Source organism: Aeromicrobium sp. Leaf289 (assembly GCF_001423335.1).
Lineage (GTDB): Bacteria > Actinomycetota > Actinomycetes > Propionibacteriales > Nocardioidaceae > Aeromicrobium.
Map to the genome: position 1 here is coordinate 627510 of NZ_LMNK01000002.1, position 12725 is coordinate 640234.

Genomic DNA, 12725 nt, shown 5'->3' on the forward strand with positions numbered 1-12725 from the left:
ATGACTGCCACCACCCCCGCCCCCGACATCACCACCGTGGGGGCGCTTCGCGCCTCCGGCCACGTGCACCGGCCGCTGCGCGTGGAGATCCGCGACAACCTGCTCGCGGCCCTCGCCGAGGGTCGTGACCCGTGGCCGGGCCTGCACGGCTTCGAGGACACCGTCATCCCCCAGCTGGAGCGCGCCCTCATCGCCGGTCACGACGTCGTGCTCCTCGGCGAGCGCGGCCAGGGCAAGACCCGCATCCTGCGCACGCTCGTCGGTCTGCTCGACGAGTGGACGCCGGTCATCGACGGCTCCGAGCTGGGCGAGCACCCGTACGAGCCGATCACCGTCGCCAGCCTCCGACGTGCCGATGAGCTCGGCGACGACCTGCCCGTCCGGTGGCGCCACCGCGAGGACCGCTACGCCGAGAAGCTGGCCACGCCCGACACGAGCGTGGCCGACCTCATCGGCGACGTCGACCCGATGAAGGTGGCCGAGGGGCGCAGCCTCGGTGACCCCGAGACGATCCACTTCGGGCTCATCCCGCGCAGCCACGGCGGCATCGTGGCCATCAACGAGCTGCCCGACCTCTCCGAGCGCATCCAGGTGGCCATGCTCAACGTCATGGAGGAGCGGGACATCCAGATCCGCGGCTACGTGCTGCGGCTCCCGCTCGACGTCCTGGTGGTGGCCAGCGCCAACCCCGAGGACTACACCAACCGCGGCCGCATCATCACGCCGCTGAAGGACCGGTTCGGCGCGGAGATCCGCACCCACTACCCCACGCAGCTGGTCGACGAGATCGCCGTGATCAAGCAGGAGGCCGACCTCGTCGCCACCGTCCCCGACCAGCTGGTCGAGGTGCTGGCCCGCTTCACGCGGGCCCTGCGCGAGTCGTCGGCGGTCGACCAGCGCAGCGGCGTGAGCGCCCGGTTCGCCATCGCCGGGGCCGAGACCATCGCGGCCGCGGCGCTGCACCGCGCCACCCGGCAGGGCGAGCCGGACGCCGTGGCCCGTCCGGTGGACCTCGAGACCGCTGTCGACGTGCTCGGCGGCAAGATCGAGTTCGAGTCCGGCGAGGAGGGCCGCGAGGACCTCGTCCTCGACCACCTCCTGCGCACCGCCACCGCGGAGACCGTCCGCGGGTTGTTCACGGGCATCGACTTCGGGCTGCTGGTCGAGGCGCTCGAGGGCGGCTCCCTGGTGGCCACCGGCGAGCAGGTGAGCGCCCGCGACTTCCTCGCCGGTCTGCCGGCACTGGGCGAGTCCGACCTCTACGACCAGGTCTGCGACCGGGTCGGCGCAGGGCTCGAGGGCGGGGGCAACGACGGTGAGCGCGCCGGCGCGATCGAGCTGGCCCTCGAGGGACTCTTCCTGGCCCGTCGCATCAGCAAGGACACCGCCGGCGGCGAGACGGTCTACGGGTGATGGCGTGAGTCGCCAGAACCGTCGGCTGTCCCGTGCCTCCCGGTACGGGGCGTACGTCGACGGCCCCGACCCGCTGGCCCCGCCGGTCGACCTCAGCGAGGCACTCGAGGCCATCGGCGAGGACGTCATGGCCGGGTACTCGCCCGACCACGCCCTGCAGGAGTTCCTGCGCCGTGGAGGCGCCGACCAGCGCGGCCTCGACGACCTGGCCCGCCGGGTGGCCGAGAAGCGGCGCGAGCTCATGCAGAAGCACAACCTCGACGGCACCCTGGCCGAGGTCAAGGAGCTCCTCGACCGCGCGGTCCTCGAGGAGCGCAAGCAGCTGGCCCGCGACGTGGACCTCGACGACGGCGACCGGGCGCTCGCCGAGCTGACGCTCGACAACCTCCCGCCCTCACCTGCCGCTGCGGTCAGCGAGCTGAGCGGCTACGACTGGCAGTCCTCGCAGGCCCGCGAGGACTACGAACGCATCAAGGACCTGCTCGGGCGTGAGCTGCTGGACCAGCGCTTCGCGGGCATGAAGAACGCGCTCGAGAACGCCACCGACGCCGACCGCGAGGCCGTCAACGAGATGCTCGACGACCTCAACGGGCTGCTCGAGAAGCGTCAGCAGGGTGTGGACACCCAGCAGGACTTCGACGACTTCATGGCGAAGCACGGCGAGCACTTCCCGGAGAACCCGTCGAACCTCGACGAGCTGCTCGACACGATGGCCCAGCGGTCCGCCGCGGCCCAGCGCATGCTCAACTCCATGACGCCCGAGCAGCGCCAGGAGCTCATGCAGATGTCGGCGCAGGCGTTCGGCTCGCCCCAGCTGATGGAGGCGCTCGACCGGCTCGACGGCAACCTCCAGTCCCTGCGTCCGGGCGAGGACTGGGGTGGCTCCACCCCTATGGACGGCGAGCAGGGGGTGGGCCTCGGCGACGGCACGGGCGTCTTCCAGGACCTCGCCGACCTCGACGCCCTGGCCGAGCAGCTGGCCCAGTCCTACCGGGGCTCGAACCTCGACGACGTCGACCTCGACGCGCTCTCGCGCCAGCTCGGCGACGAGGCGTCGGTCGACCTACGCACCCTGAAGGAGCTGGAGAAGGCGCTGCGCGACTCCGGCGTGGTGCAGCGCGGCACCGACGGTGCCCTGCGGCTGACCCCCAAGGCCATGCGGCAGCTGGGCAAGGCGCTGCTGCGCGACGTCGCGGAGTCGATGTCGGGTCGCCAGGGCCAGCGCGACACCCGCCATGCCGGGGCGGCCGGCGAGCGGTCGGGCGCCACCCGCGAGTGGGCCTTCGGCGACACGGAGCCGTGGGACGTCACCCGCACGGTCACGAACGCGGTGGTGCGCACGGTCGGCGAGGGTGGGACCGCGGCGTCCATAGCCCGCGACGGCGTGCGGCTGCAGATCGGCGACGTCGAGGTGCAGGAGACCGAGGACCGCACGCAGGCCTGCGTGGCCCTGCTCGTGGACACGTCGTTCTCGATGGCCATGGACGGCCGCTGGGTGCCCATGAAGCGCACGGCGCTGGCGCTGCACACCCTCATCAGCACCCGGTTCCGCGGCGACGCGCTCGAGCTGATCGCGTTCGGCCGGCATGCCGAGTCGATGCAGATCGAGGAGCTGACCGCGCTCGACGCGCAGTACGCCAAGGGCACGAACCTGCACCACGCCCTGCTGCTCGCCAACCGGCACTTCCGCAAGCACCCGAACGCCCAGCCGGTGCTGCTGATCGTCACCGACGGCGAGCCGACGTCGCACCTGGAGTCGTCGGGCGAGGTGTTCTTCAGCTATCCGCCCCACCCGGTCACGATCGCGCTGAGCGTCCGCGAGCTGGAGGCGTCGATGCGCCTGGGCGCGAAGACCACCTTCTTCAGGCTGGGGGAGGACCCGGGCCTGGCGCGCTTCATCGACCAGATGGCGCGCAAGGTCGACGGCACCGTCGTGGCTCCGGAGCTCGACGACCTCGGCGTCGCGGTCGTCGAGTCCTACCTCGGCTCCCGCCGCGGTGGCACTGGCGGTGGCGCTGGGTTCGACGGCGGCTTCGGCGGCTGGCCCGGCCGCGGCTTCTGGGCCGGCTGAACTACGGTCGGCCCGGAGAGGACGGGACCGTGCCACAGACCATCGAGCTGACGCTCGACGAGGACCTCGACGCCGCCGTGCGCGAGGAGTGGGGCCTGCTGTCGGCGGCGGGGCTGCCGAGCCAGGCGCTGCACCTGGGGCTCACCAACGCCCCGCACGTCACGCTGGGTGTCGCGTCGGCGCTGGGCGTGGCGACGATCGAGCGCCTGGCCGACGTCGAGCTGCCCGACGAGGTCCGGCTCGGGGGACTGCTGGTGTTCAGGGGACGACGGTCCGCCGTGGTCTCGCGCGCGGTGATCCCGAGCGCGGCTCTGCTGGCCACCCACGCGGCCGTCGACGCGGCGATGGTCGACGCGCCCGATCGGCCCGACCTCACGCTGCCCGGGCGCTGGACGCCGCACGTCACGCTCGCCCGTCGTCTCGGCGACGAGCAGCTCGCGCACGCGCTCGACCTCCTGGCCGGGATCCCGTCCGAGCTCGCGGGCGCTCCTGCCGCCCTGCGCCACTGGGACTCCGACGCGAAGGCGGTCCACGTCCTGCGAGCACGCGGCGACGCGTGAGGGCGGGACCGGCACGACGCCTCTCCAGGGGATGACGAGACGTCGTGCCGGCGACCGTGGGCCCGGTCGACCGTGCGACGCCGGCCCGGGCCGCGCTGCCTACTGGGCGGCGTACCCGCCGTCGACCAGGTGGTAGCTGCCCGTCACGAACGTGGCCGCGTCCGAGGCGAGGAACGCCACGAGCGACGCGACCTCCTCGGGGGTGCCGAGGCGGCCTGTCGCGTGCTTGGCGGCGAGGGCGGCCTGCGCATCGTCGTCGAGGTTGGCCTCGAGCAGCGGGGTGCTGATGAAGCCGGGGCCGACGACCGTGACGCGGACCCCGTCGGCGCTGTGCTCGAGTGCTGCGTTCTTCGTCAGGCCGACGAGTGCGTGCTTCGTGGTGACGTAGGCCGAGGAGCCGGCGATGCCGACGGAGCCGAGCACCGATCCCATGTTGACGATCGCGCCGCCGCCGGCGTCCGTGATGGCGGGGACCTGTGCACGCATGCCGTAGAAGACGCCGTTGAGGTTGACGCTGACGACCTTCTCCCAGCTGTCGACGGGGTAGCTGCCGACGGGCTCGGCGGCACCGCCGATGCCGGCGTTGTTGACGGCGATCCGCAGCGGTGCCATCTCCTGGGCTGCCGCGACGGCGGCCTGGGCGACCGCGGGGTCGGCGGCGTCGCCGACGAAGGCGCGCGCGGTGCCGCCGGTGGTCTCGATCTCCTTCACGACCTGGTCGGCCGAGTCCTGTCGCAGGTCGTGGACGAGCACCGAGGCTCCGTTCGCGGCGAGCAGCAGGGCCACGGACCGGCCGATGCCGGAGCCGGCGCCAGTCACGATCGCGGAACGGTCCGCGACGTCGTAGGTGGCCATGACGTCCTCACTTTCTGTCCGACACCTGTCGGACAAATCTCATCCTACAACTGTCGGATAGACTTGCCCAGCGGTGTGACGAACGAGACCGGGACGGTCCCGGGGACGTCGGTGAGGGAGGGGTCCCGTGGACGCGAGAGCCCGACGTAGCCGTGACCGGTTGTTCGCTGCCGTCCTTGCCCTCGCGGCCGAGACGCCCGTCGAGCAGCTGAGCGTCACCGAGGTGGCCCGCCGTGCCGACGTGCATCGCTCGACGTTCTACGAGCACGCGTCCACGCCGGACGGACTGCTGCGGGCCGCGCTCCTGGCCGAGCTCGACGGCCTGCGCGCCGATCTCCTCCACGACCCCGGCCGAGGCACCGACGCGGCCGTGGTGGAGACGACACGACGGGTCCTGGAGCACGTCCTGAGGCACCTGCCCGTGTACCGACGTGGCCTGGCCGACGACGCGGGAGCCGGAGGCCTGCACGCCATGCTCGGCGAGCACTTCCTCGGATCCTCGCGGCAGCTGCTCGAGGAGGGCCGCCTCTCGCTGCCCACCGACGTCCCCGGTGCCGACCCGGACGTCGTCGCCGACGCGGCCCTGCGCCTCATCGCGCTCGGGACGGTCGGCGTCATCCGGTCGTGGATCGACCTGCCCGACCCGGACGCGGCGGCGTTCACGGCGATCTACGATCGGCTCGTGCCGGACTGGTGGTCGCAGCTCGACCGATGACCGGGCCGTCCGATCCTGCCGGCTGCCGATGGCCGAGTGCCTCCACGAGCGCCGGCGAGGGGAGGGGTGTCGAGACCACTCCGGGCGGTTCAGTGGTGGCTGGGCAGCACGCCTGCCCCGACCGATGGGTCGGGGTGCGGTGGTGGGTGTGGGTTCAGGGTCGCCAGCGGGTGTTGCGTTGCCAGGTCTCGGATCCTGGTGTCTTCCACTCGACGTGTTCGTCGTCGGGGTTGATGCGTCCGATCCAGCTTTGTTCGTGTGCTCGGTGGTGGTGGAACGAGCAGAGGAGTGCGCCGTCTCTGATGTCGGTGGTCTTGGAGATGGCGTAGGGGTTGAGGTGGTGGGCCTCGGTCCATCTGGCGTCGCGGTCGCAACCTGGTGTGGTGCATCCGCCGTCGCGCTTCTCCATCGCCCGGCGTGAGCTGCGGTTGAAGTACCGGTTCGCGGAGCCGAGGTCGAGAGGCAGTGGAGATCCGTTGAGGACCATCGGCACGAGTTGGGCGGAACAGGCGAGCCGGCGGGCTTCGCCGGCGCTGATGCGGGTGCCGTCCGACAGCCCGGCGGCCTTGACGCCGCCCATCAGGGTGTCGAGATCGAGGTTGACGGTCACCACGGCGGACACGCCACCGTTGGACGGCAGGGAGTCGGCCGGGAGGTGCTCGACCAGGGTCGCGAAGGCGTGGCCGAGGCGCTGGGGGTAGGTCTGCCCGAATCCCACCTCGTCCATCTGCCCGGTCGCAGCGTTGACGGTCCCGACCTTCTGGTGCGGGGCTGCGAGTGCGTCGAGCGCGGTCTTGAGCATCGCGCCCTGGGCCTCGGGGAGGGTGAAGCGTCCGGTGACGGTGCCGTCGTTGTTGTCCCACATCGAGAAGCTGGTCTTGGCTCGCGCGGCTTCTTCCTTCTTGCGGAGGAGCTCGTCCTCGTCGGCGTCGACCTCGTCGACGGTCTTGCGGTAGGTCTCGGTGATCCGGGCGGCCCTGCGGCGCAGGTCCTTGAGGGTGAGCTTCTGCGCGTCCTTGAGCAGGGTCTTCTCACACATCAGGCGTTGCTCGCTGGTGACGTCCTCGGGCAGCTTCGCGAGGGCGCGGGAGAGGATGTCGGCCTGCTTCATCGTGATCTCGCCTGCCGCGAGGGCGGCTTCGGTGAGGGTGGTCTGCTCCTCGATCCGTTCGGCGGTGTTCACCAACGCGTCGGCGCCACTGCGGTCACCACCGAAGTCGATCGAGATCGTTGCCCCGGTAGAGGTACCGGTCCCCGGTCGCGGTCCGTCACCGTTCGCAGCGGCCCTGCGAGCCTTCTCCAGCACACGTGCGGCGGCCATCTTGTGGGCCGACAGCCGTGCTTCGGCGCGACCGATCTCGGCGAGGAGTCGTCGGACCTCGGCGGGGTCCAGGCCGTCCCACGCCGCGGTGGGGACCGTGTCGAGAAGGGCGTGGAGTCCGTGCACGCACGACGGCACCGGGTGGGTGTCGAGTGCGGCGACGCTCATGCTTTCTCCTGCTGGTCTACACCTATTCTACAGGGCACACCGGACAAGAAACAAGCACACGTTCGAATACGTGACGGAGGTCCCGGACCTCCGGGACCTCCGTCACGCCGATGCCTCAGTCGAGCGTCAGGCCCTCGGCCGGAGCCACCCGCGACGCCCGTCGGGCGGGCAGGACGCAGGCCACGAGACCCGCCAGAGCGGCCACGACCACCACGGCCAGCAGCTGGTCCCACGGCGTGACGAGGGAGACGTCGGCGACAGCCGTCCGCACGACCGCGAGCGTCCCTAGCCAGCCGTAGGTCACGCCGACCGCCGTACCCAGGACCGCGGCGACGAGCGCCAGCAACAAGCCCTCGGCGGCGAGCATGCGGCGCAGCTGGCGCCGGGTCAGGCCAAGGGCCCGCAGCAACGCGTGCTCACGGCCGCGCTCCAGGACCGACAGGCCGACGGTGTTGGCGATGCCCACCAGGGCGATGCCGACCGAGACGGCCAGCAGGCCGAGGACCGACCACACCAGCACGTCGAGCTGCTTCTCGACCCATCCCCGCTGGGCGAGGGTGGACGTGAGCTCCAGGTCGGCGTCGCGGGCGACGGCGCCCAGGCTGCCGCTCAGCTCGTCGACGTCCACGCCGTCGTCGGCTCGCACCCAGACGGCCTGCGGCTCGATGCTGCCGCCGAGGGCCTCCAGCACGCCGGGCCCGGCCACGACGGACCGCCCCCACTCGCTGCCCACGAGCACCCGCTCGACGTCCACGGTGCGGCCGGCGCGCTCGAGCGTCATCGTCTCGGGGAACCCGGTCTCGGTGTCGGCCGAGACGTCCGGCGGGATGAACACCTCCAGGCGACCGGGTTCGACCAACCCACGACCTCGCGCCACCGACGAGGCGGCGGCGTCGGGCGCGAGCACGGGAACCTCCCCGACACCGTCGAGCGTCGCGCGGACGCCGGGCACGGCCTCGGCGTCCTGGACGCCGCGAGTCGCTCGCACCGACTCGAGCGTGCCGGCCGAGACGGGTCCGTCACCGGTGAGCGCGACGTCGACCGGGTACTGCTTCTCCATCTCGTCGTCCATCGCCCCGCGGGCGCTGGCCATGCCGGTGAGCACCGCCGTGGTCAGGGTGACGCCGACGAGCAACGACGCCGTGGTGGCGGCGCTGCGGCGCGGGTTGCGCACCGCGTTGGCCGTGGCGAGGCGGGCGGCGAGACCGGTGCGGCCCAGGAGACGTCCGGCCACTCCCAGCATCGCCGGCACGAGCACGGGTCCGAGCAGCAGCACGCCGACGAACGACAGCATGCCGCCGGCCAGGAGGGGTGGCATGGACGTCTGCTGCACCGCGAGGGCGAGCGCCGCCGAGCCGCCGAGCACGGCCGCGACACCCAGGGCGACGCGGCCCTTGCCCGCACGGGTGCGCACGTCCGCGTCCATCGGCCGGAGCGCGGCGAGCGGGCTGACCCGCACCACGCGTCGGGTCGGCAGCCAGGCCGCCGTGACCGTCACGACGATGCCGCCGACGAAGGCCGCGACCATCCAGGTGGGGGACAACGACACGGTCCCCAGCAGACGACCTCCGGTCACCCCGCGCACCGCGGCGACGATGCCGTAGCCCGCCCCGGCGCCGGCGAGCACGCCGACCGTCGACGCGACCAGCGCCACGGCGAGGGACTCGACGCGGACCGAGCGGACGACCTGGCGCCGGGTCGCGCCGACGCAGCGCAGCAGGGCGAGGTCGCGGGTGCGCTGCGCGAAGAGGATGGTGAAGGTGTTCGCGATGACCAGGACCGCCACGAAGCCGGCGATGGCGGCGAACAGCAGCAGCACGTAGCTGATGACGTCGACTCCCTGGTTGACGGCGATCACGCGCGCGTCCACGTACGCGGCGCGGTCGCGCACCTCCGCGTCCACCGCTCGGGAGAGCGCGGACGTGGCGGCTGCGGTGTCACCGCCGCGCACGTCGTAGACGACGGCGTCGGGGTAGGCCGACGGGAGCTTCGACAGGGTGCCCCACGGGACGTAGACGTCGGCCGCGAGGTACGACGACGGCTTCGCGATGCCGACGACCGTCACGGTGCTCGCCTCCTCGCCCTTGCCCACGACCAGCTCGTCGCCCACGCCGAGTCGCGCCGCCGTGGCGGTGCGCTCGTCCACGAGCGCCTGGTCGTCGCTGGTCGGGGCCCGACCGCTGGCGATGCTCTGGCGCAGCAGCCGTTCGTCGGTGCTCACCGTGCCGATGGACGTGTCCGAGCCGAGGCCGATGCCGTCGTGGGTGACGGGCTCGAACGACGACCCGATGACCGCCGCGGCGTCCCCCTGGCGCGCCGCGGTCTCCAGGACGGGGGTGACGTCTTCGGTGCCGATCCCGTAGTCGTCGCCGACGACCAGGTCGGCGCCGCGGTAGGCCTCGTCGATCCCCGCGGAGAGGCCGGACTTGGCCGCCGAGGCGATCGCGTTGGTGGCCACCACGAACCCGACGGCGATGGTCGCGGCGAGCAGCGCCGCGACGTAGCGGCGGGTGTGGGTGCGCAGCGACGCGAGCATCACGGTCCTCATCGGGCGCCTCCCTCGGGTCGCGTCAGGTCGGCGTCGGGACGGGCGGCCAGCACCGAGGCGAGCTCGGCCCGCGACGGGTCCACGAGGTGGGAGCGGATTCGACCGTCGGCCAGCACCACGACGTCGTCGGCATAGGCGGCGGCGTCGAGCTCGTGGGTGACCATCACGACCGTGCGGCCCAGCTCGCGCACCGAACGCCGCAGGTAGGCGAGCACCTCGGCCGAGGCGGTGCTGTCGAGGTTGCCGGTGGGCTCGTCGGCGAACACGATCGACGCCTGGCTCACGAGCGCGCGGGCGATCGCGACGCGCTGCTGCTGTCCGCCGGACAGCTCGCTCGGGCGGTGGTCGAGCCGGTCGCCGAGCCCGAGGACCCCGACCACGGTGTCGATGTCGTCCTGCACGTTCGCGTCGATGCGTCGGCCGGCCAGCTCGAACGGCAGCACGATGTTCTGCCGGGCGGTCAGCATCGGCAGCAGGTTGAACGCCTGGAACACGAAGCCGAGGTGGTCGCGGCGGAACCGGGTGAGTCGGTCGTCGTCGAGGCTGGTCAGCTCGACGCCGTCGACCGAGACGGTCCCGTGCGTCGGCCGGTCGAGCCCGGCGAGGCAGTGCATGAGCGTCGACTTGCCCGAGCCCGAGGGCCCCATGATCGCGGTGAAGCGTCCGGGCGCGAGGTCGAGGGAGACGCCGTCGAGGGCGTGCACGGCCGCCGGGCCGGTGCCGTAGGTCTTGGTCAGGTCGCGCGCCGACGCGGCGGTCGCGACGGCTGCCTGTGCTGTGATCGTCATGCCGACGACGCTATGGATCCGACACCCCCCGAGTCGTCGGAGCGAGGGATGGTCCTGGCGTCAGCCCGTGGGTGGACTCTCGCCCCGTCCGGGCCGTCGGAGGTAGGTGTCGCACCGCATCGCGGGGTCGGCGGTAGGTCTCGCACCTCATCGGGTCCGTATGGGGTGCGAGGCCTACCTCCCTACCCGAGGAGGACGCAGGATTCTGCCTTCGCGTGAGGGAAGGCGAAGGATGCTGCGTTCACGACGGGATCCGGACGCGAACGCAGCATCGTTCGGGTCGCCGCACTCGAACGCAGAATCTTGCGTCCCCCGGGCGGCCCCCGCCTACCCCAGCCCCGCCTCGAGGGCGAGCAGGACGAGCTGGACGCGGTCGCGGGAGTCGGTCTTGGCGAGCAGTCGGCCGACGTGGGTCTTCACGGTGGCCTCGGAGACGACGAGGGTCGCGGCGATCTCGGGGTTGGTCAGGCCGCGGGCGATGAGGCCCAGCACCTCGCGCTCGCGGTCAGTCACCTCCGCGAGCCGCCGGGTGGTCGCCTCGCTCACCACGCTGCGCGAGCCCGACGGCTGCACGAAGTGGTCGAGCAGACGTCGGGTGGTCGACGGCGCCACGACCGCGTCACCGGCCTGCACGGCTCGGATCGCGGCCAGCAGGTCCGGTGGCGCGGCATCCTTGAGCAGGAACGCCGACGCGCCTGCCTGCAGGGCCGCGAACGCGTACTCGTCGAGGTCGAAGGTGGTCAGCACGATCACCCGGGGCGCGGTCTCGCGGTCGTCCTGCAGGATCCGACGTGTCGCCTCCACGCCGTCCATCACCGGCATGCGCACGTCCATGAGCACGACGTCGGCGCGAGTCGCGCCGAGGAGGTCCAGCGCCGCCTGGCCGTCGCCCGCCTCGCCCACGACCTCGAGGTCGGGCTGGCTGTCGACCAGCATCCGGAACCCGGCACGCACCATCTGCTGGTCGTCGACGAGCAGCACGCGGGTGGGTGCGGTCGCGTCGCTCACCGGGGGATCCTCGCACGCACCTGCCAGCCTCCACCGGGCGCCGGACCGACGTCGAGGGAGCCACCGTGCACCGCCACGCGCTCACGCATGCCGACCAGCCCCAGGCCGCCCGACGTCGGCGAACCGGCTGCGCCGTGGCCGTCGTCGGCGACCGTCACGACGAGGTCGGCCCCGTCCTCGCGGACCTCGACCTCCGCGGTCGCGTCGGGGCCGGCGTGCTTGCGCACGTTGGTGAGCGACTCCTGCACCACGCGGAAGACCGTCAGCGCCACGCCGTCGGGGACGGTGGGGGTCGGGTCCGGCAGCGTGGCCCGCACGCGGCCGGCCTCGACGTCGGCGGCCAGAAGGGCCGGCAGCTCGCCCAGTCCGGGCTGAGGGACCAGCTCGGGGTCCGACGTGCCGCGCAGCAGGCCGAGGAGGCGACGCATCTCGGTGAGCGCCTCACGACCGGTGGTCGCCACCGTCCCGAGCGTGCGCACCGCGACGGCCGGGTCCTGCTCCGCCGCGTAGCGCGCACCATCGGCCTGCACGATCATGCCGGTGATGCCGTGCGCCACGACGTCGTGCATCTCCCGCGCCACACGGGTGCGTTCCTCGGCGGCTGCGGCGCGCGTGCGTTCCTCCGCCTCGGCCGCCATCCGCTCGCCGCGCTCCATCAGCGCCGCCTCGTACGCGCGTCGCAGGCGAGCCTGGGTGCCGAGCGCCCACGCGGCGACCACGATCGCCCCGATGCTCAGGGCGTACGGCGCGAAGAGCTGCAGGCTCAGGGGCTCCTGCTCGACCGTGGGCGGCAGGCCGTCGTAGCGCCCGGCCATGACCCAGACGTAGGTGGCGACCCCCGTCGCGACGGCGCTGAGCCCCAGCCCGACCCAGGCGTCGCGGGGGCGCCCGAAGCGAGCGAGCGAGTACATCGCCACGGGGTAGGCGAGCTGGCCGATCGCAGGGTAGTCGTGCACCAGGGCCTGCACGCCACTGAACACCCAGACCAGCGCGAAGGCCATGGCCGGGCGGTGTCGACGCCAGACGAGCGGCAGCACCTGCAGCCCGCTGAGCGCGGTGACGTACAGCGGCTGGTCGATCCCGAGCGTCGCGGCCACGAGCAGGAGGAGCCCGGCCACGAGGGCGGCGTCGAACCACTGGGTGGCGCGCGGACCCAGCCGCCACGGTCGACGACCGCCCGGACGGTCCGCTGGCGTGCTCACCCGCCCGACCCTAGGTGCTCCTGCGGCGCCACGCCTCCACCCACGGTCTGATCTGCATCCGGCGTCCCGAAACGTC

General features: G+C 72.6%; 10 protein-coding genes. 4 read left to right on the forward strand and 6 right to left on the reverse strand.

Annotated elements, in window-relative coordinates:
- Genes ASF37_RS06970 through ASF37_RS06980 form a run of 3 tightly spaced genes read left to right on the forward strand, consistent with a single transcriptional unit; the run spans nt 1 to nt 4044 of the window.
- Nucleotides 1-1413, forward strand: coding sequence for an AAA family ATPase (locus ASF37_RS06970; protein ID WP_056579648.1), 1413 nt, complete (start codon nt 1-3; stop codon nt 1411-1413).
- Nucleotides 1414-1417: 4 nt separating this feature from the next.
- Complete coding sequence (locus ASF37_RS06975; protein ID WP_082506433.1) at nt 1418-3484, forward strand: VWA domain-containing protein; 2067 nt, start codon at nt 1418-1420, stop codon at nt 3482-3484.
- A 29-nt stretch (nt 3485-3513) separates the two neighbouring features.
- Nucleotides 3514-4044 (forward strand): 2'-5' RNA ligase family protein, encoded by a 531-nt coding sequence (locus ASF37_RS06980; RefSeq protein ID WP_055962821.1) that lies wholly within the window; start codon nt 3514-3516, stop codon nt 4042-4044.
- A gap of 99 nt (nt 4045-4143) precedes the next feature.
- Here the strand turns inward: ASF37_RS06980 and ASF37_RS06985 are convergent, their stop codons facing one another.
- Nucleotides 4144-4899, reverse strand: a complete 756-nt coding sequence (locus ASF37_RS06985; protein ID WP_056579650.1) for an SDR family NAD(P)-dependent oxidoreductase — start codon at nt 4897-4899, stop codon at nt 4144-4146.
- A 160-nt stretch (nt 4900-5059) separates the two neighbouring features.
- On the opposite strand from ASF37_RS06985, the gene ASF37_RS17125 reads away from it, so the two are divergent.
- The gene (locus tag ASF37_RS17125; RefSeq protein WP_055962828.1) at nt 5060-5614 is read left to right on the forward strand and encodes a TetR/AcrR family transcriptional regulator; all 555 of its coding nucleotides are present in this window, start codon (nt 5060-5062) and stop codon (nt 5612-5614) included.
- 154 nt (nt 5615-5768) lie between these two features.
- Here ASF37_RS17125 and ASF37_RS06995 read toward each other — a convergent pair whose 3' ends face one another.
- The 5 genes from ASF37_RS06995 to ASF37_RS07015 all read right to left on the reverse strand — a co-directional run bounded on the left by ASF37_RS06995 (nt 5769) and on the right by ASF37_RS07015 (nt 12649).
- Entirely contained in the window at nt 5769-7103 is a 1335-nt protein-coding gene (locus ASF37_RS06995) for an HNH endonuclease signature motif containing protein (RefSeq protein ID WP_056579651.1), read from the reverse strand.
- 115 nt (nt 7104-7218) lie between these two features.
- Nucleotides 7219-9651 (reverse strand): ABC transporter permease, encoded by a 2433-nt coding sequence (locus tag ASF37_RS07000; protein WP_082506435.1) that lies wholly within the window; start codon nt 9649-9651, stop codon nt 7219-7221.
- The gene (locus ASF37_RS07005) at nt 9648-10439 is read right to left on the reverse strand and encodes an ABC transporter ATP-binding protein (protein WP_056579655.1); all 792 of its coding nucleotides are present in this window, start codon (nt 10437-10439) and stop codon (nt 9648-9650) included. The genes ASF37_RS07000 and ASF37_RS07005 overlap by 4 nt, the downstream gene beginning before the upstream one ends.
- A 327-nt stretch (nt 10440-10766) precedes the next feature.
- Entirely contained in the window at nt 10767-11396 is a 630-nt protein-coding gene (locus ASF37_RS07010) for a response regulator transcription factor (protein ID WP_055966134.1), read from the reverse strand.
- A gap of 47 nt (nt 11397-11443) precedes the next feature.
- Nucleotides 11444-12649 carry a sensor histidine kinase gene (locus tag ASF37_RS07015; protein ID WP_056579657.1) on the reverse strand — a complete coding sequence of 402 codons (1206 nt, stop codon included), beginning with the start codon at nt 12647-12649 and terminating at the stop codon, nt 11444-11446.
- Between the last annotated feature and the right edge of the window lie 76 nt (nt 12650-12725).